This window comes from Shinella zoogloeoides (assembly GCF_003574625.1).
GTDB lineage: Bacteria > Pseudomonadota > Alphaproteobacteria > Rhizobiales > Rhizobiaceae > Shinella > Shinella zoogloeoides_A.
The window spans coordinates 95,753-113,411 of the sequence record NZ_QNUJ01000001.1; the positions used below are offsets into that span (position 1 = coordinate 95,753).

Annotated in this window: 16 protein-coding genes; 7 read left to right on the top strand and 9 right to left on the bottom strand. The window is 66.1% G+C overall.

Translation table 11 applies throughout. From position 1 onward, the window contains the following. Positions 1 to 158: 158 nt before the first annotated feature. Positions 159 to 1,568, bottom strand: coding sequence for a DHA2 family efflux MFS transporter permease subunit (locus DSD28_RS00475; protein ID WP_119254939.1), 1,410 nt, complete (start codon positions 1,566 to 1,568; stop codon positions 159 to 161). A gap of 299 nt (positions 1,569 to 1,867) precedes the next feature. Here DSD28_RS00475 and DSD28_RS00480 point away from each other — a divergent pair, with 299 nt between their 5' ends. The 5 genes from DSD28_RS00480 (at position 1,868) to DSD28_RS00505 (ending at position 6,703) form a co-directional block, all read left to right on the top strand. Next, complete coding sequence (locus DSD28_RS00480; protein ID WP_119254394.1) at positions 1,868 to 2,860, top strand: MBL fold metallo-hydrolase; 993 nt, start codon at positions 1,868 to 1,870, stop codon at positions 2,858 to 2,860. Positions 2,861 to 3,221: 361 nt separating this feature from the next. Next, positions 3,222 to 4,718, top strand: a complete 1,497-nt coding sequence (gene guaB / locus DSD28_RS00490; RefSeq protein ID WP_119254396.1) for an IMP dehydrogenase — start codon at positions 3,222 to 3,224, stop codon at positions 4,716 to 4,718. Positions 4,719 to 4,862: 144 nt separating this feature from the next. Beyond that, on the top strand, positions 4,863 to 5,222 hold the full coding sequence (locus DSD28_RS00495) for a hypothetical protein (protein WP_119254397.1): 360 nt from the start codon (positions 4,863 to 4,865) through the stop codon (positions 5,220 to 5,222). A gap of 103 nt (positions 5,223 to 5,325) precedes the next feature. Continuing rightward, complete coding sequence (locus tag DSD28_RS00500) at positions 5,326 to 5,745, top strand: MAPEG family protein (RefSeq protein ID WP_119254398.1); 420 nt, start codon at positions 5,326 to 5,328, stop codon at positions 5,743 to 5,745. An 82-nt stretch (positions 5,746 to 5,827) separates the two neighbouring features. Further along, complete coding sequence (locus DSD28_RS00505; RefSeq protein ID WP_119254399.1) at positions 5,828 to 6,703, top strand: dienelactone hydrolase family protein; 876 nt, start codon at positions 5,828 to 5,830, stop codon at positions 6,701 to 6,703. On the opposite strand, the gene DSD28_RS00510 is transcribed toward DSD28_RS00505, so the two are convergent. Together DSD28_RS00510 and DSD28_RS00515 are read right to left on the bottom strand one after the other, a co-directional pair. Then, positions 6,700 to 7,272, bottom strand: coding sequence for a GNAT family N-acetyltransferase (locus DSD28_RS00510; protein WP_119254400.1), 573 nt, complete (start codon positions 7,270 to 7,272; stop codon positions 6,700 to 6,702). The genes DSD28_RS00505 and DSD28_RS00510 overlap by 4 nt on opposite strands. Continuing rightward, a complete protein-coding gene (locus DSD28_RS00515) occupies positions 7,266 to 8,219 on the bottom strand; it encodes a LysR substrate-binding domain-containing protein (protein ID WP_119254401.1) in 954 nt (317 codons plus the stop codon). Before DSD28_RS00515 ends, DSD28_RS00510 begins: the two co-directional genes overlap by 7 nt. Positions 8,220 to 8,495: 276 nt before the next feature. Here DSD28_RS00515 and DSD28_RS25710 point away from each other — a divergent pair, with 276 nt between their 5' ends. Both DSD28_RS25710 and DSD28_RS00525 read left to right on the top strand, forming a co-directional pair. Beyond that, positions 8,496 to 8,792, top strand: coding sequence for a DUF1127 domain-containing protein (locus tag DSD28_RS25710; RefSeq protein ID WP_162911161.1), 297 nt, complete (start codon positions 8,496 to 8,498; stop codon positions 8,790 to 8,792). A 265-nt stretch (positions 8,793 to 9,057) separates the two neighbouring features. Then, complete coding sequence (locus DSD28_RS00525; protein WP_162911162.1) at positions 9,058 to 11,310, top strand: methyl-accepting chemotaxis protein; 2,253 nt, start codon at positions 9,058 to 9,060, stop codon at positions 11,308 to 11,310. Between the two features lie 3 nt (positions 11,311 to 11,313). Here DSD28_RS00525 and DSD28_RS00530 read toward each other — a convergent pair whose 3' ends face one another. From DSD28_RS00530 to DSD28_RS00555, 6 genes are all read right to left on the bottom strand, one after another. Continuing rightward, positions 11,314 to 12,156 (bottom strand): DUF937 domain-containing protein, encoded by an 843-nt coding sequence (locus tag DSD28_RS00530; protein ID WP_119254404.1) that lies wholly within the window; start codon positions 12,154 to 12,156, stop codon positions 11,314 to 11,316. Between the two features lie 107 nt (positions 12,157 to 12,263). Beyond that, positions 12,264 to 13,637, bottom strand: coding sequence for a glutamate--cysteine ligase (locus DSD28_RS00535; protein WP_119254405.1), 1,374 nt, complete (start codon positions 13,635 to 13,637; stop codon positions 12,264 to 12,266). Between the two features lie 165 nt (positions 13,638 to 13,802). After that, positions 13,803 to 14,540: a 16S rRNA (uracil(1498)-N(3))-methyltransferase gene (locus tag DSD28_RS00540; protein WP_119254406.1), complete on the bottom strand. Its 738-nt coding sequence runs from the start codon at positions 14,538 to 14,540 to the stop codon at positions 13,803 to 13,805. Between the two features lie 8 nt (positions 14,541 to 14,548). After that, positions 14,549 to 16,051 (bottom strand): inorganic phosphate transporter, encoded by a 1,503-nt coding sequence (locus tag DSD28_RS00545; protein WP_119254407.1) that lies wholly within the window; start codon positions 16,049 to 16,051, stop codon positions 14,549 to 14,551. Positions 16,052 to 16,133: 82 nt separating this feature from the next. Beyond that, entirely contained in the window at positions 16,134 to 16,646 is a 513-nt protein-coding gene (locus DSD28_RS00550) for an NUDIX hydrolase (RefSeq protein WP_119254940.1), read from the bottom strand. 92 nt (positions 16,647 to 16,738) lie between these two features. Beyond that, the gene (locus tag DSD28_RS00555; RefSeq protein ID WP_119254408.1) at positions 16,739 to 17,533 is read right to left on the bottom strand and encodes a FadR/GntR family transcriptional regulator; all 795 of its coding nucleotides are present in this window, start codon (positions 17,531 to 17,533) and stop codon (positions 16,739 to 16,741) included. Between the last annotated feature and the right edge of the window lie 126 nt (positions 17,534 to 17,659).

The following is a 17,659-nucleotide window of genomic DNA, read 5'->3' on the forward strand; positions in this document are numbered from 1 at the left end:
TGCCGGGACCTTCTCCCCGCAGGCGGGGAGAAGGGGGGTGTCGCACCGTTTTCCCCCAAGGCTCAAGATGCAGGAAAACGATGCGCCCAGCGCTCCTCGCCCCGCTTGCGGGGAGAGGATGCCGGCAGGCAGGTGAGGGGCTTATCCTCCACGCCTCGTCATTTCACCGTCACCGCGTCTTCCTCCCGGCCCGCCATGCGGTGGCCCGAGACGGTCGAGCCCGCATTCTTCGCCATGGCGATGAAGGGTAGGACGGCGGCAAGCGTCAGCACCGAAATCACCATGAAGGCGATCTGGAAGTCGCGCAGTTCCAGCGGCGAGCCGGTGAGCGATGTCTCGATCTCGAGGATGGCGCCGGCCACCGCGACGCCGAGCGCCAGACTGATCTGCTGGAGCACCGCGCTCATCGAGGTCGCCTTGCTGGCGTCGACGTCGGGAATGTCGGCGAAGGACAGCGCGTTCACGCTGGTGAAGAAGAAGGATCGGGCAAAGCCGGCGATGAGCAGCACGCCGGCCATGAACCAGAAGGGCGTCGCGGGCGTGAAGAGGCCGTTGACGAAGGTCAGCGCCGCGCCGCAGATGCTGGCGACGATCAGCGTCGTGCGGAAGCCGGCAAGCGTGAGCACGCGCCTTGCGACGAACTTGGTGGTGATCGCCCCGATGGCGCCCGTGAAGGTGACGAGGCCGGACTGGAAGGGCGAAAGCCCGAAGCCGACCTGCAGCATCAGCGGCATCAGGAAGGGCACCGCGCCGACGGAGATGCGGAACAGCGTGCCGCCGATGGAGGCGGCGCGGAAGGCGCTGTCGCGGAAGAGTTTCAGGTCGAGCAGCGGCGTCGGATGGCGCCGCGCATGGCGGACGTAGAGCACGCCGCACAGAAGGCCGACGGCGGTGGCGACGATGCCGATGATCGGCGGCAGTGCCGGCAGGCTGACAACGGAGAGGCCGAACATCGTGCCGGAGGCGGCGACGGCGCTGAGGAAGAAGCCCGCCCAGTCGAGCGGCGGCGGGGCGGCGGCGCGGATCTCCGGCAGGTAGATGCCCGAGAGGACATAGCCGACGATGCCGACCGGCACGTTGATGAGGAAGATCCAGTGCCAGGAGAAATAGGTGGTGATGAAGCCGCCGAGCGGCGGGCCCGCCAGCGGGCCGACGAGCGCCGGGATCGTCAGCAGCGCCATTGCCGAGACGAGCTCGGAGCGCGAGGTGCTGCGCACCAGCACGAGGCGCGCGACGGGCGTCATCATCGCCCCGCCCATGCCCTGGAGGAAGCGGGCGACGACGAAGGCGACGAGGCTGTTCGCCACCGCACAGAGAATGGAGCCGGCGACGAAAACGAGGATGGCGAAGCGGAAGATGCGCTTTGCCCCGAAGCGGTCCGCCATCCAGCCGCTCAGCGGAATGAAGGTCGCGAGCGACACCATGTAGGAGGTCAGCGCCAGCTTCAGCGTGATCGGCCCGACGCCAAGATCGGCGGCGATGGCCGGCAGCGAGGTGGCGATGACGGTGGAGTCCATCTGCTCCATGAAGAGCGCGACGGCAAGGATGAGGGGAACGATACGGTTCATCGGCAGATCGCGATACTGGTTCTGGAGCAATTCCAGCAGAAATGTGCAGCGGTTTTGCGTCCGCAATTGTGAGAAAAATAAGATGGGCGCTTTTTGCGAAATGGCAGGAAACGGCAGGCGCTTGCGCGGGCACCGTCTTCTGCGCCCGTTGCCGGCATCTGTCAAATCGCGGCGGCCTCTCCTGGCCATCACAACCCCGTGATGGGGCGGGACTGCATCGTGACCGCGCCCTAGATCGGGCCATGGCATCCTGCCGCCGGGGTCCTGAGCCCAGGCAACACCTGACCGGAGACGATACCATGGGAGACCCTTCGACGATCTCGCGCCGATCCTTGTTTCTCGCCGCCGGCGTCGGCACATTGGCCGCGCCCCTGGTGCTGAACCGCGCCGCCCTTGCCCAGACTGAGACGGACACGACCGACATGAGAGCGAGCCCCATCGAAACGCGCAGCATGAAGCTCGGCAGCTTCCGCATCCTCACTGTGCGCGACGGCATCCGCCCTTCGGGCGCGCCGAGCGAGACCTATGGCATCGGCCAGCCCGCCGAGGCCGTCGCCGCCCTGCTCACGGAGAATTTCCTGCCCGCCGACACCTTCGTGAACAGCTTCACGCCGACGCTCGTCGATACGGGCGCGGAGGTCGTGCTGTTCGATACCGGCATGGGCGAGGGCGGGCGCAGCGCCGGCATGGGGCGGCTGCTGGAAGGGTTGAAATATGCCGGTTATACGCTGGACCAGATCTCCGTCGTCGTCCTCACCCATATGCATGGCGACCATATCGGCGGGCTAATGGAAGGCGGCAAGCCGGCCTTTCCCAATGCCCGCTACGTCACCGGCCGCACGGAATATGATTTCTGGGTCAATCCGGAGCGCATGGGAACGCCCGCCGAGCAGGGCCACCAGGGTGTCCTCTCCAAGGTCCAGCCGCTGGCCGAAAAGCTCACCTTCATCGAGAACGAGGGCGAGGTGGTGCCCGGCGTCACCGGGCTCGATGCCTTCGGCCATTCGCCCGGCCACATGATCTTCCGCGTCGAATCGGAGGGAAGGGCCCTGATGCTGACGGCCGACACGGCGAACCATTTCGTGCTCTCGCTCCAGCGGCCGGACTGGGAGGTTCGCTTCGACATGGACAAGGCCGCGGCGGCGGCGACCCGCAAGCGCGTCTTCGACATGATCGCGACCGACAGGCTCCCCTTCATCGGCTACCACATGCCCTTCCCCGCTGCCGGCTTCGTGGAAAAGGCGGGCGAGGGCTATCGCTTCGTGCCGGTGAGCTATCAGTTCGACGTTTGAGATGTCGACCGCGGTGGTGAGCCACGGATGTCTCCAGCTCGAGCGGTGGAGGCAAAAGCCCCTCATCCCGCTGCCGCGACCTTCTCCCCGCAAGCGGGGAGAAGGGACTTGGGGCAATGCCGTGCAACATCTGCCTTCTCCCCGCATGCGGGGAGACGATGCCGGCAGGCGGATGAGGGGCGGCGGCGCCTGTTCAGAAGCAGGCCCCGAAACCGATTGCCGGCTTTTTGCTATTCCCAATCCGTCATGAACGTGTTACCAGCCCTCGCCAACTTCCAAGAATTTCTTGCAAGCGACCGAGGTGGACAACTCCCAATGTCCTCCCTGGGCAGCCTGCTATTACACTGAAGGAACTTGGCCTATGGCGCGCATCATTGAAACGGCAACCGGTCTCGAAGCCCTGACCTTCGACGACGTTCTCCTGCAGCCCGGTCACTCCGAGGTCATGCCGGGCCAGACGAACATCGCGACCCGCATCGCCCACGATTTCGAGCTGAACCTGCCGATCCTCTCCTCCGCGATGGACACGGTCACGGAAGGCCGCCTTGCCATCGCGATGGCCCAGGCCGGCGGCCTCGGCGTCATCCACCGCAACCTGACGCCCGCCGAGCAGGCCGAGGAAGTCCGCCAGGTCAAGAAGTTCGAGAGCGGCATGGTCGTCAACCCGGTGACGATCGGCCCCGATGCGTCGCTCGCCGACGCGCTGTCGCTGATGAAGGCGCACGGCATTTCCGGCATCCCGGTCGTCGAGAACGGCGGCAATGCCAAAGCCGGCCGCCTCGTCGGCATCCTGACGAACCGCGACGTGCGCTTCGCCTCCGACCCGACCCAGAAGATCTACGAGCTGATGACCCGTGAGAACCTCATCACGGTGAAGGAGAATGTCGACCAGCAGGAGGCCAAGCGCCTGCTGCACCGTCACCGCATCGAGAAGCTGCTGGTGATCGACGGCGACGGCCGCTGCGTCGGCCTCATCACGGTGAAGGACATCGAGAAGTCGCAGCTCAATCCCAACGCCTCCAAGGATGCGCAGGGCCGCCTTCGCGCCGCCGCCGCCATCTCCGTCGGCGATGACGGCTTCGAGCGCGCCGAGCGCCTCATCGATGCCGGCGTCGACCTCATCGTCGTCGATACGGCGCACGGCCATTCGCAGCGCGTGCTCGATGCGGTGACCCGCGTGAAGAAGCTGTCGAACTCGGTCCGCGTCATGGCCGGCAACGTCGCGACGGCCGACGGCACCCGGGCGCTCATCGATGCGGGTGCGGATGCCGTCAAGGTCGGCATCGGTCCGGGCTCGATCTGCACCACCCGCATCGTCGCCGGCGTCGGCGTGCCGCAGCTCGCCGCTATCATGTCCTCCGTCGAGGCGGCGCAGGCATCGGACATTCCGGTCATTGCCGACGGTGGCATCAAGTTCTCGGGCGACCTTGCCAAGGCGATCGCCGCCGGCGCTTCCGCCGTCATGGTCGGCTCGCTGCTCGCCGGTACGGACGAGAGCCCGGGCGAGGTCTTCCTCTACCAGGGTCGCTCCTTCAAGGCCTATCGCGGCATGGGCTCCGTCGGGGCGATGGCGCGTGGCTCGGCCGACCGCTACTTCCAGGCGGAAGTGCGCGACACGCTGAAGCTCGTGCCGGAAGGCATCGAGGGCCAGGTGCCCTATAAGGGCCCGGTCTCGGGCGTGCTGCACCAGCTCGCCGGCGGCCTCAAGGCCTCCATGGGCTATGTCGGCGGCAAGGACATCAAGGAATACCAGGAGCGCGCCACCTTCGTGCGCATCTCCGGCGCGGGCCTGCGCGAAAGCCACGCCCATGACGTGACGATCACCCGCGAAAGCCCGAACTATCCGGGCGCCGTCTGATCGGCCGATCCCGACACGACCTTTGCGGAATGCCCGGCTTTTGCCGGGCATTTTCGTTTGGCGGGGTGCCACTCCCGTTTCGTTTTTCCGTTCGTCTGCATAGGATGAAATGCCGGCAATCTCGCCGGCTATCGGGGGAACATCATGAAGACGATTTTGGCTGGCGCCCTGCTGGGCCTGGGTCTCGTCGTGCCTGCGCAGGCGCAGACCGTCAATGCCGGCACCTACACCGTCGAGGGCACCAATCTCGACGGTTCGGCCTATGGCGGCACGGCGACCATCGAGCTGACCAGCGAGACGACCTGCTCGATCGAATGGCACACCGGCTCGACCACGTCGAACGGCATCTGCATGCTCTACGACAATGCCTTCGCGGCCGCCTATGTGCTGGGCGATGCCGTCGGCCTCATCGTCTACGAAGCCAAGGGCGACGGGTCGCTGGAAGGGGCCTGGACGATCAGCGGCAAGGACGGCTCCGGCAGCGAAACGCTGACGCCGCAATAGGAGGGCGCGTTTTCCTTCGGCTTGCGGCACGGCAGCCTTTCCGGTTGAGGCTTTCGCCGGAAACACTTATGCAGGTGGCTGAAACGCAAGCCGAAGGTTCCCCATGTCTCCCACGGAAGCCACGATCTGGCCGATGATCGCGCATGCCGCGCTCATTTTCGGCCTCTATATCCTGCTCTCGACCCGCCGCGTCGGCGCTGTCAGGGACGGCCGTGCCAAGGCCGAGCAGTTCCGCGAGAACCGGGACGAGCCGGCCGAAAGCCTCGTCGTCAAGAACGCTATCGCCAACCAGTTCGAGCTGCCGGTGCTGTTCTATGCGGTGAGCATCCTCCTCTACCTCGTCGATGCCGACAATCCGGTGACGGTCGTCGGCGGCTGGCTCTTCGTGGCGCTGCGCTACGCGCATGCCTATGTGCATGTCACCTCGAACCGCCTGCGCTACCGCCGCCCGCTGTTCATCGCCAGCCTGCTGGTCGCGATGATGCTCTGGCTCTGGCTCGCCGTCTGGCTGGCGCTGACCTGATCCCCGGTAACGCAGTTGTGTTGGGCGCGCCGGCGCGCGGGGCCTATCTTGTCCTTCTGGCCGAAAACCCGGAGGATCCGCCATGGACAGGACGCAGATCACGCAGGCGATGATCGACGCCTATGACGAATACACCCACCTGACGCTCGACCGCCGCCGCTTCATGGAGCGGCTGACGGCGCTTGCGGGCTCCGGCGCCGCGGCGGCCGCCATCGCGCCGCTGCTTGCCGCCAATTCCGCGAGCGCCGAGATGATCGCCTCCGACGACGAGCGCCTTTCGGCGAAGGATGTCGTCTATGGTGGCAGCTCGGGCGAGATGAAGGGCTATCTCGTGCGCCCGAAGGCGGCGACCGGGCCGCTCGGCACCGTCATCGTCATCCACGAGAACCGCGGCCTCAATCCGCATATCCGCGACGTCGCGCGGCGCATGGCGCTGGAAGGCTTCATTGCGCTCGCCCCTGATTTCCTCTCGCCCTCGGGCGGCACGCCGGACGACGAGGATCAGGCGCGCGACATGATCGGCAAGCTCGATCCGGCGGCCACGGCCGCCAATGCGGAGGCGAGCCTGCAGTTCCTGGCAAAGCTCGACGGCGCGAACGGCAAGGTCGGCGCCATCGGCTTCTGCTGGGGTGGCGGCCTCGTCAACCGCTTCGCGACGGCATCGCCGGAGCTGAAGGCGGCCGTCGCCTATTATGGCGCGCAGCCGTCGGCCGAGGCGGTGCCGAACATCAAGGCGGCCCTGCTGCTGCACTATGCCGGCCTCGACGAGCGCATCAATGCCGGCATCGATGCCTATCGCAAGGCGCTGGAGGCGAACGGCAAGACCTTCGAGATCCACGTCTATGACGGTGTCAACCACGCCTTCAACAACGACACCTCCGCTGCCCGCTACGACAAGGCGGCCGCCGACCTTGCCTGGCAGCGCACGGTGGCGTTCCTGAAGAAGTATGTCGGCTAGTCCTTGACTGTCAGCCGCATGGCGCAGCGCGTGTCGCGCGGCAGGCCGTGTTTGGATTCCTCGTCGAGCACCGCGTCGAGGCGCGCCGGAAGCGCTGCCTCGTCGAGCGTCTCGAAGCCCAGCCGCTCGTAGAACGGGCAGTTCCACGGAATGGTGCGGAAGGTCGTCAGCGTCACGGCCGCAAGGCCGCGTTCCGCCGCCTGCTCGACAGCATGGCGGATCAGCCGGCGGCCGATGCCGAAACCCTGGTGCAGGTGATCGACGGAAATCTCCCAGATATGCAGTTCGGACCCGACGACCTCGGCGCTCAGGAAGCCGACGGGCTGGTCGCCGTCGGCGGCCGCGACCCAGTTCGTGCCCTTGCCGATGAGGTCGTGGTGCCGCTCGGCGCTCTGCACATCGCCGATCGCCAGCCAGGAGAAGGCCTCGATGAGGCGGAAGGCCTGCGCGGCCGACCGCTCGATCCGGCGTAGCGTCTCGATTTCGTCTTCGCGGGCGGGCCGTACCGTCACCCTGGACGGCCCGGCCTTGCCTGCGGGGATGCCGTCCAGAGGAATGAGTGTCACCATCCCGGCAGGATCTGTCCCGGCCTCAGCCGCGCGAGGCGCGGGAAGACCTTCACTTCCGCTTCCGGCAGGTCATCGGCCGCCGTCAGCGGCGTGATGTTGTCGAGACAGGCGGTGATATGGCTGGTGATGGCGTTGGAGAGCGAAGGCGAAAGGCCCGGCCGCCGCATGATGCCGATCTGCACGGGCGCGAGCGGCGGAAAGCCGTCCGCCTGCGTCAGCACCTTCATGCCGGGGCGCAGCGCCGATTCCGGCAGAACCGAAACCGCCATGCCCGCCATGACGGCGGCGGCGACGACGGTGGAGGACCAGCTCGTGAACAGCACCTGGTAGTCGCGCCCGACCGAATCGAGCGCGGCGCAGGCGATCTGCCGCCACTGGCAGTCCCGCCGGCCGACGGCGAGCGGCACCGGCGCGTTCTCCGGCAGCGGATGATTGGCCGACATGACCCAGCAGAGCGGCTCCGTCCGCACCACGTCGGACTGGCGCTGGCGCGGATTGTGCGTGACGAGCGCGATGTCGAGTTCGCCCTTGGCCATCTTCTCGGCAAGGTCGACGGAGGGTTCGCACACGATATAGAGCTCGACATTCGGATGCGTCTTGGCAAAGCGCATGATGATCTCGGGCATGTAGCGGTCGGCATAGTCGTCCGGCGTGCCGATGCGCAGCATGCCCTCGAGGCGGTTGTCGTCGAAGGCGGCGATGGCCTCGTTGTTGAGGCGCAGCATCCGGCGGGCGAAGTTGAGCAGGCGCTCGCCCTCGGCCGTCAGCCTGTTGCCGCGCCCGTCCTTCATGAAAAGCTGCTTGCCGATACGCTCTTCGAGCCGTCGCATCTGCATGGACACGGCCGACTGGGTCTTGAAGACCCGATCCGCCGCCCGCGTGAAACTTCCGGTATCCGCGATCGCAACGAAGGTCTGGAGCTGGTCGATGTCTAACGGAGCGGACATAACGTTACTCATAAGATTGTTTGATTGATAGTATTAGAAACATTCGTTGGACTGATCAATGTCTTTCTGCGAAAAAGCGATTGTCGAACGATGGCTTGTCCGCCAGCCATTGCCGACAGGATCTGCCGCTTCGCCCAGACCTCCCGGCCGGCGGCTCTTCTTGCAGTCCAGTTCCCCCTCACCGTCACCCGTACCCTGCGGGCGGCGAACGATCACAGGTGCCGCGCGGGCCCCATCGAAGGACGATGGTGCGCGGAGCCGGAAAGGAGAAATGCCATGCGCATGATCGACCGCAGAATGGAAATCGAGGCACCGGCGAAACGTCGCCAGGTCTCCGGCCTTCTTGTCCATGTCCGCAACGCCGCCGCCAGATTTGCTCGTGCATGGCAGAACCGCCGCGCGATCAACCGGCTGAGCGAGCTCGACGACCACCAGCTCTTCGACATGGGCCTGTGCCGCAGCGACGTCCAGGCCGTCCGTTCGGCCTCCTTCTTCTCCGATGCCGGCTTGCATCTGACGATCGTGGCGCGCGAGCGTGCCCGCCGCCATGTGCGCCAGGGTCGCTCGGACTGATTTCCTCCGGCGCCGTCCTTCCCTCCCGGACGGTTCCTGACTTCCCCGCAGGGTGAGAGCCAATAACCCTGCCGCTTGCCCGGCGTGCGACTCCCAAGGTCCGCGTCGGGCTTTTTCAAAGGGCTATTTCCCGAAAATCCGCTTTACCTTAGGTAAACCACCCTCGGCTACCGTTGCCATGGCAGCCGCGGAGCCGTTCCGCGGGCATGACGCCGTCTGCCTTCCGGATGAGCCGGACCCAGCTCTAGCCCTCGGACGGATCGCCATGCGCATTTCGCGTAAACTGCCCCTTGCCGCTGCCGTGCTCACGCTTCTTTCCATCGGCGCCGCCAGCGCCGTGTCGCTGATCGTCAGCGCGGAGACCGTGACCCGGCAGGTGATGCAGAAGCTGGAGGCGACCGCCGACGGGCGCCGCAACGAGGCGCGGACCTATCTGGAGGGCATGAAGCTCGACCTCATCAGCCTTTCCACCGCCATGCCGACCACCCAAGCCTTCTACGGTTTCGCCGGCGCCTGGGGCGCGCTCGGCAAGGATCCGGCGAAGGAACTGCACGACCGCTACATCGCCAACAACCCGAACCCGCCGGCCGAGCGCTACCTGTTGGACACGGCGAAGAAGGACAATTTCGACCGCTCGCACAAGCAGTACCATGTCACCTTCCGCAAGCATCTGGAATCGCAGGGCTATGCCGATCTCTACATGATCGATCCGAAGGGCAACGTGCTCTATTCCGTCGCGAAGGCAGAGGATTTCGGCACGAACCTCCTCGACGGCCCCTACAAGGAAAGCGGGCTCGCCGCAGCCTTCAAGGATGCGATGGCGCTCAAGGATGCGGGGACGATCGTCTTTTCCGACTTTTCCGAATATGCCGCGCTCGGCGGCGCGCCGGCGGCCTTCCTCGCCGCGCCCATCACCATGAACGGCCGCACGCTCGGCATCATGGCGATCCGCGTGCCGAACGCCAAGATCGATGCCATCTTCGGCAACAGCAAGGGCCTCGGCGAGACGGGCGAAACGGTGCTGGTGCGCGCCGACGGCACGGTGTTGACCGATTCCGCCCGCACGCCGGAGCCCGACGCGCTGAAGGTCCGCCTCGACATCGCCAACCTGCCGGTCGGCAGCGAGGCCCATGGCATCATCACTGACGCGGCCGGCACGGAGCTCTATGCCGCCGGATCGCCGCTCTCCTTCGGCGGGGCGGACTGGTCGGTCATCGCCAAGATCACCCGCGCGGAAGCGACGGCGGGCCTGATGCGCGGCACGCTGATCGTACTCGGCCTGACCGCCGCGATCATCGGTCTCGCCATCCTCGCGGCGACGATCTTCTCGCGCGCGCTGACCCGGCCGATCCACCAGCTCGTCGAGGCGATGACCGCGCTGGCCGCCGGCAATACCGATATTGCGCTTCCGAAGGAAAACCGCGCCGACGAGATCGGCGACATGGTGCGCTCGGTCGCCGTCTTCCGCACCGCCGCGCTGGAAAAGGCGGCGCTGGAGCGTTCCAGCACCGAGGCGCGCGACCATGCCGCCCGCGAGCAGCAGGCGCAGGAAGCCGCCAAGGCCGCGCAGCAGCGCCAGGTGCAGGAGGCCGTCGGCACGCTCGGCACCGCGCTGGAGCGTCTTTCGGCCGGCGACCTCTCCACCGTCATCGGCCATGCCTTCGCCGAAGGGCTTGACGAGCTGCGTGTCGACTTCAACACCTCCGTCCGGCGCCTTGCCGAAACCATCGCCGCCGTCTCCGGCAATGCGCGCTCGATCGACGGCAAGGTCGCCCATGTCGATGCCGCCGCCCGCGATATCGCCGAGCGCACCGAAAGCCAGGTGGCGGCGCTGGAGCGCACGACCGAGGCCGTCGGCCAGATGATGGAGGCGATCCGCAACTCCACGGCCCGGGCCGGCGAGGCCTCCCGCATGGCGACGGAGGCGAAGGCCAGCACCGACCAGTCGAGCGGCGTCGTTTCCGATGCGGTCGCGGCCATGGAGCGCATCGAGGGCGCCTCGCGCGAGATTTCCAGCATCATCAACGTCATCGACGAGATCGCCTTCCAGACGAACCTTCTGGCGCTCAATGCCGGCGTCGAGGCGGCGCGGGCAGGCGAGGCGGGCAAGGGCTTTGCCGTCGTCGCGCAGGAGGTGCGCGAACTTGCCCAGCGCTCGGCGAATGCCGCAAAGGACATAAAGGCGCTGATCACCAAGTCCGGCGTCGAGGTGGCGAAGGGCGTCGATCTCGTGCAGCAGACGGGCGAGGCGCTGTCCGGCATTGCCGGGCAGGTCGCCCGCATCAACGACCATATCCATTCGATCGCCGCAGCCGCCAACCAGCAGTCTTCCAGCCTCGGCGATATCAGCCGGTCGATGGCCGAGATGGAGCAGGTGACGGCGCAGAACCGTCAGGCCGTCTCGCAGACGGCGGCCGGCATGTCCGGGCTTGCGGGCGATACGCGCTCGCTCGCGGCGATCGTCGAGCGCTTCAACGTGCCGGTCGAGGCGGAGAGGGAGCGCGCGGCGGCGGCCTGATCGTCAGGCCTTCTTGCCGCCGTCCGGCTCCACGCCGCCGCGCATGGTCTCGAAGATCGTCTCGATGTTGCGCTGGTAGTCCTTCTGCATCTCGAGCCCCGTGTCGAACATCGTGTTGACGAGGCTCTTCAGCGAATCGGCGGGCGAGGCATCCGGCGCGCTCGGCTTTTCGGCCGCCGGCTGGCCGGCCATGCCCGCCATCATGTCCTGGAAGGCTTTCGCGAAGGGGTTGTCGGTGAAGGGATTGGCCGGCGCTTCCTTCCTGCCGCCGAAGAAGTCCTGCGCGGCCTGCACGAAGGGATTGTCGGCGAAGGGGTTCGCCGGTTCCGGCTTCTTCGCAAGGCCCGTCGCCTCGGCCCATTGCTGCATCATGTCGGCAAAGGGATTGGCGGACGCCTTGCCGGTATCCGCACCGGGGAAGAAGGGCGCGAGCGACTGCTTGAAGATCCCGCCCATCAGCGTACTCGCCATGACGGGCAGCAACTGCTTGTAGATCTCCTGGCCGATGCCGGTCATCTGCGCCGCCTGCGCGGCGATGGCGCGGGAGACGTCCTTGCTGCCGAAGAGATGGCCGAGAATGCCGTTGCCCTCGGCAAGGCCCTGCGGCGTGAAGGCCTTGCCCATGTCCTCGAAATATTTGGCATGCTCGCCCGTCGTCAGCGCCTTCATGAAGGCGGCGAGGTCGTAGGGATTGGCGGCGTTGCGCTTGAAGCCCTCGGAAAAGGCCGGCATCAGCGCGGCGACGGCCTTGACGGCCTGCTCCTGCGCCAGCCCGAACTGCCGCGCCATCAGGTCGACGGCATGGCCGTTCTGCGCCTGCATCATCATGTCGTAGAGCGAAAGCATGGCAGACCCTTTCCCGCCGGCAGGCCCACTGGCAGGCCCATTACCAAGCATGTGCCTGCACTATAACGGGAATTTCGGCCGCGCAAACAGCTTTCTTGGGGTCGGACTCAGTACTGGTATTCGGAAAAGACCGGCTCGACGGAGCCGTTCCAGCGGCCGTTGTAGAGCGCCAGCATGTCTTCCGCGAGCGTCGCCTTCTTGGCCAGCACCTCGTCGAGCGGCGCGAGGAAGATCGTCTCGTCCACGCCGTCGCCATTGGTGCGGGCGCGGGCGGCGAGGCCCTGGCGGGAGATCGACACGACTTCGCGGGCGACATCGAGCAGCGGCTTGCCGCGGAAATCGGCCCTGAGGCCCTCGGCCGGCACGGCATTGCGCAGCGCCGTGACTTCCTCGACCGTCCAGTCGCGCGTCAGCGCTTCGGCCGCGTCGAGCGCGCCGTCGTCGTAGAGCAGCCCCACCCAGAAGGCCGGCAGCGCACAGATGCGCCGCCAGGGACCGCCGTCCGCGCCACGCATTTCGAGGAAGCGCTTGAGGCGCACATCGGGGAAGAGGGTGGAAAGATGGTTCGTCCAGTCGCCGAGATTCGGCTCGTAGTCGGCGATCTCGCCCTTGAGGGCGCCCGCCATGAACTGGCGGAAGGTGACGTGCGTGCAGTCGTGATACTTGCCGTCGCGAACGACGAAATACATCGGCACGTCGAGCGCCCATTCGACATAGCCCGCAAAGCCGAAATCGGGCGCGAAGGCGAAGGGAATAAGGCCGGCGCGGTTGTTGTCCGTGTCGCGCCAGATGTCGCCGCGCCAGGAAAGCAGGCCGTTCGGCTTGCCGTCGGTGAAGGGCGAGGAGGCGAAGAGCGCGGTCGCCATGGATTGCAGCTTCAGCGACACCTGCATCTTGCGGCGCATGTCGGTTTCGCTGGAGAAGTCGAGATTCACCTGGATCGTGCAGGTGCGATACATCATGTCGAGACCCTTGGTGCCGACCTTGGGCATGTAGCGGGTCATGATGTCGTAGCGGCTCTTGGGCATGCGCGGGGTTTCCGCGAAGGTCCATTTGGGGCTGCCGCCCATGCCGAGGAAGCGGATGCCGAGCGGTTCGGCGATCTCGCGCAGCGTCGCGAGGTGCTGGTTGGATTCCTTGCAGGTCTGGTGCAGGTTTTCCAGCGGCGCGCCGGAAAGCTCGAACTGGCCGCCGGGCTCCAGCGAGATGGCGCCCATGCCGGAGGGTTCGGCAAGGCCGATGATGTTGCCGGCGTCCATGATCGGCTCCCAGCCGGTCTTGGCCTGCATGCCGTTGAGAAGCGCCGAAATGCTCGCCTCGCCAAAATAGGGGACGGGGCTGTTGTCCGCCGTAAAGAAGACGAATTTCTCGTGCTCGGTGCCGATGCGGAACTTTTCCTTCGGCTTGCAGCCGTCGGCAAGATACTCGGCCATGTCCGCGACGGAGCGGATGGGCGTCTGGTCGGTGGTGTCACGGGCCATGGGCGTCTTCTTCTGAACGGATGGCGCCCGGCAGAACGCTGGGCCTGGGAGGGTGCTTGAACCGGAATTAGATGCGGTGCAAGCGAATTCCTTTCAAGGCAGATTCAAAAAAACCCAATCGACTTTTTCACGGGCGTGGATTTTCTTGCTTTTGTGCAAGTCCGGCTATCGCCAGTCGCCGATCGCCGCCTGGATGATGGCCATCGCCGCCACCGCGGCCGTGTCGGCCCGCAGGATGCGCGGGCCGAGCGGGATGGGCGTCACGAAATCGAGGCTGCGCAAGAGCGTGCGCTCACTGTCCGAAAAGCCGCCTTCCGGCCCGACGAGCAGGGCGAGCCTGCGCTCCTCGATCTTCTGCAGAACCGGCAGTGGGTTCTGGCTGCCATGGCCCTCGTCGCAGAAGACGATCCGCCGCTCCCGCGGCCAGTCGGCAAGCAGATCTTCGAGCTTGCGCGGCGCGGCAACCTGCGGGATCGAGAGGATGCCGCATTGCTCGGCCGCCTCGACGGCATTGGCCTCCAGCCGTTCCAGGCTGGTGATCTTGCCCTGCACATGCTGGGTCATGACGGGCTGGAGCACGCCGGCCCCCATCTCGACCGCCTTCTGCACCAGATAGTCGAGCCGTCCGACTTTCAGCGGTGCGAAAAGATAGTGAAGGTTCGATGGCTCGGGCTGCGGCCGGGTCTGCTCGACCAGCGTGAAGAGGAGGCGCTTGCGCGTCGGGAAGGAAAGCGTCGCGTGCCATTCGCCGTCGCGTCCGTTGAAGAGCAGCACGGCATCGCCCTCGGCCATGCGCAGCACGTTCGTCAGGTAGTGGAAATGCTCTTTCGACGCCTCCACGGCCACGCCCGCCGCAAGGGCGTCAGCGGTGAAGAGGCGCTGCATCCGGTAATTGGCGCGCATGACGTGTCTCAGCTGAAAAGCGTGTGGAGGGTAAGGAAGACGAGGGCGGAGAGGATCGCCGAGACGGGCAGCGTCACGATCCAGGCCGAGACGATCGTCATGAAATGCGAGCGGCGCACGAGATAGCGCCGGCGCGTCTCGTCCGTGTTGACCGGCGGCTGCTCCGGCGCGACCTGGTTGCCGCGGCTGCGGATATAGTCGATGCGGCGGCCGGAATTGCGCGTGTACCATTCGCGGAAGAGACCGACGCCAAAGACCGCGCCGACGGCGATATGCGTCGAGGAGACGGGGATGGCGAAGGCGGAGGCGGTCAGCACCGCGACGGCCGAGGAGAGCGCCACGCAGAAGGCGCGCATCGGGTTGAGCTTGGTGATCTCGCTGCCGACGATGCGGATGAGGCGCGGGCCGAAGAGCAGCAGGCCGAGCGAGATGCCGACGGCGCCGATGACCATCACCCAGAGCGGGATGGCGGACCCCTCGCCGGATACGCCGGAGCGCAGCGCCGAGACCACGCCGTAGAGCGGCCCGACGGCGTTGGAGACGTCGTTGGCACCATGCGCGAAGGAGAGGAGCGCGGCCGAACAGATCAGCGGAATGCGGAAGAGCGTGCGCAGCGACTGGTTGCGGTTGTCGAGACCCTCCGCATGGCGGCGGACGATGGGTCGGGTGACGACATAGGTGAGGACGGCAAAGCCGAGACCGATCAGCATCGCGTCGCGGAAGGAAAGGCCGAAGGAGCCGGTTGTGCCGCCATTTGCGAGGAAGGCCGCGAAGGCGCCGGCCATCAGTGCGACGAGCACCGGCACCCAGGTCTTCGCCGCCGCGATCTTGTCCTCGCGGTAGATGATGGTTTCCTTGATGAAATAGAGGAAGGCCGCAGCGATCACCCCGCCGAGGATCGGCGAGACGGTCCAGCTTATGACGATGACGGCGATGGCGTCCCACTGGACGGTATGGAAGCCGCTCGCCGCGGCGCCCGCGCCGATGACGCCGCCGACGATGGCGTGGGTGGTGGAGATCGGCGCATTGGCTAGCGTCGCGATATTGATCCAGATCGCCGCCGAGACGAGGGCGGCCATCATGGCCCAGGCGAAGGTCTCGGGGTTCGGGAAGGCCGAGCGGTCGACGATGCCGGAGGCGACCGTCTGCGCCACGCCCTGGCCGGCCAGAAGCGCCCCGGCGATCTCGAAGACCGCGGCGATGACGAGGGCGACGCCCATGCTCATGGCGCGCGCGCCGACGGCCGCGCCGACATTGTTCGTCACGTCGTTGGCGCCGATATTCATGGCCATGTAGGCGGCAAGGGCGGCGGTGACGGCGATGACCAGAACGCCCGCGGTGCCGGTGGCGAAGGTGCTGGCGACGACCATGGCGATCAGCAGGAAGACGAGCGAAATCCCCACGCCCGCCCAGGAGCGCAGCACGAACTGCGTGGCCTGTTCGGTATAGGTGAGTTTTTCAAGATCCTTGTCCAGCGTCGGCTTGCGAAGCTGGACCTGAGAATTCGCCATTCATGCTGCTCCGTTTCAAAGCCCCTCGCACTATCGTCTCAGGGCTTCGTCGGCAATATGACAACGGCCCGGCAGGGGCTTTTCAGGCGTCCGGCGGGCCGTTTTTGGGGATGGCCGCGATCTCGGAGAGGATTTTTCGCTCGAAGGCGAGGAGCAGCGTCTTGAGACCCGGCTCCTGCACGCGGTTGGCGGCTTCCGCACAGTCGACCCATTCGGCGCGGCGCTCGCCCTTTTCCGGAAAGTTCTTGCAGACGTCGTCGACGACGAGCGGGAAAACCCGCACCCGGCAATCGACCTTCATCCCGCCGGCGAGCCCCTTCAGATAATGATAGCTGCCGACCGGCTCGTCGCTGATGGCGCCCTTCACACCGGCCTCTTCCCAGGCCTCGCGCGCGGCCGCCGCCGCGGCCGTCTTGCCGTCCATCGGCCAGCCCTTCGGAATGATCCAGCGGCCGGTGTCGCGGCTGGTGATGAGGAGGACTTCGACCGTCGGACTCTTCTTCTTCACCCGATAGCACAGCGCGCCATATTGTTCGCGCACGGGCCTGCGGAACATGAGATGGACGTCACTGGCGATGCGGTTGAGAATGTTCAAGGTCTTCTTCATTCCTCTTGCCGGCCTCCCGCCGGGAAGCGTGCTCTGAGTCGTTATCGGCCATCTTGCTTGCGCGAGATTTGCGGCGCAAGTCAGGCTTGTGGGGGAAGGCCGCGCTTTTGCATGCGCAGCTGGGAAATCCTCTGCCATTCCCCGCTGCGCTCGGCTTCCCTGATCGCGGCGGCGATATAGTCCATATGCGCCTGGGCGGCCTGCCGCGCGCCCTGTCCGTCGCCCGCCATGATGGCGGAATAGATCGCCTCGTGCTGGGCAAGCAGATGTCCGCGCGCTTCCTCCGAGGAGAAAACGAGGTGGCGGTGGAAAAAGATCCCCTGCGCCAGGAGCCGGTAGCAGGCGCGCAGCGTGTGCAGCAGCACGATATTGTGCGCCGCCTCGCCGATGGCGTTGTGCAGCTCCACGTCGGTTTCGAGCTCTGCATCGAAGGAGCTGCCGGCATGGGCCGCGCGCATCGCCTTCATGATGCGGGTCAGCATCTGCCGGTCGTATTCGGTCGCGCGGCGCGCGGCGAGCTCCGCGGTGATGCCCTCCAGCTCCCGGCGGTATTCGATATAGTCCTCCGTCGCCCGCTGGTGGCGGGCGATGAGGTCGACGACGGGGCGCGAGAAGACCTGGCCGATGATGTCGGCGACATAGGTGCCGCCGCCGTGCTGGCTGATCAGCAGGCCGCGGTTCTCCAGCTCCTTCAGCGCCTCGCGCAGGATCGGGCGGGAGACGTCGAGGCGTTTGGAAAGCTCCCGCTCGCCGGGCAGCCGGTCGCCGTCGCGCAAGATCCCTTCGAGCAACAGAAGCTCGATCTGCCGCACGACCTCGTCCGAGGTCCGGCTATGGCTGATGCGGGCGAAAAGGTCGAAGGCGGTGTCGGTCACGCTGCGACACTACCAATGCGGGCGGAAACTGGTCAACAATCTTGTCCACTTCATGCCTGTGGACCTGCGTCAATGCGCCCTATCTCAGTATCCCTGACATTTGTTAAGACTATGCTGTTGCACATG

Bases quoted from the DNA above. Each gene is read 5' to 3' on its own strand.
- DSD28_RS00505 (WP_119254399.1), top strand. From the start codon at position 5,828: ATGGACAGGACGCAGATCACGCAGGCGATGATCGACGCCTATGACGAA.
- DSD28_RS00495 (WP_119254397.1), top strand. From the start codon at position 4,863: ATGAAGACGATTTTGGCTGGCGCCCTGCTGGGCCTGGGTCTCGTCGTG.
- DSD28_RS00525 (WP_162911162.1), top strand. From the start codon at position 9,058: ATGCGCATTTCGCGTAAACTGCCCCTTGCCGCTGCCGTGCTCACGCTT.
- DSD28_RS00530 (WP_119254404.1), bottom strand. From the start codon at position 12,156: ATGCTTTCGCTCTACGACATGATGATGCAGGCGCAGAACGGCCATGCC.
- DSD28_RS00480 (WP_119254394.1), top strand. From the start codon at position 1,868: ATGGGAGACCCTTCGACGATCTCGCGCCGATCCTTGTTTCTCGCCGCC.
- DSD28_RS00500 (WP_119254398.1), top strand. From the start codon at position 5,326: ATGTCTCCCACGGAAGCCACGATCTGGCCGATGATCGCGCATGCCGCG.
- guaB (WP_119254396.1), top strand. From the start codon at position 3,222: ATGGCGCGCATCATTGAAACGGCAACCGGTCTCGAAGCCCTGACCTTC.
- DSD28_RS25710 (WP_162911161.1), top strand. From the start codon at position 8,496: ATGCGCATGATCGACCGCAGAATGGAAATCGAGGCACCGGCGAAACGT.
- DSD28_RS00475 (WP_119254939.1), bottom strand. From the start codon at position 1,568: ATGAACCGTATCGTTCCCCTCATCCTTGCCGTCGCGCTCTTCATGGAG.
- DSD28_RS00510 (WP_119254400.1), bottom strand. From the start codon at position 7,272: ATGGTGACACTCATTCCTCTGGACGGCATCCCCGCAGGCAAGGCCGGG.
- DSD28_RS00535 (WP_119254405.1), bottom strand. From the start codon at position 13,637: ATGGCCCGTGACACCACCGACCAGACGCCCATCCGCTCCGTCGCGGAC.
- DSD28_RS00540 (WP_119254406.1), bottom strand. From the start codon at position 14,540: ATGCGCGCCAATTACCGGATGCAGCGCCTCTTCACCGCTGACGCCCTT.
- DSD28_RS00515 (WP_119254401.1), bottom strand. From the start codon at position 8,219: ATGTCCGCTCCGTTAGACATCGACCAGCTCCAGACCTTCGTTGCGATC.
- DSD28_RS00545 (WP_119254407.1), bottom strand. From the start codon at position 16,051: ATGGCGAATTCTCAGGTCCAGCTTCGCAAGCCGACGCTGGACAAGGAT.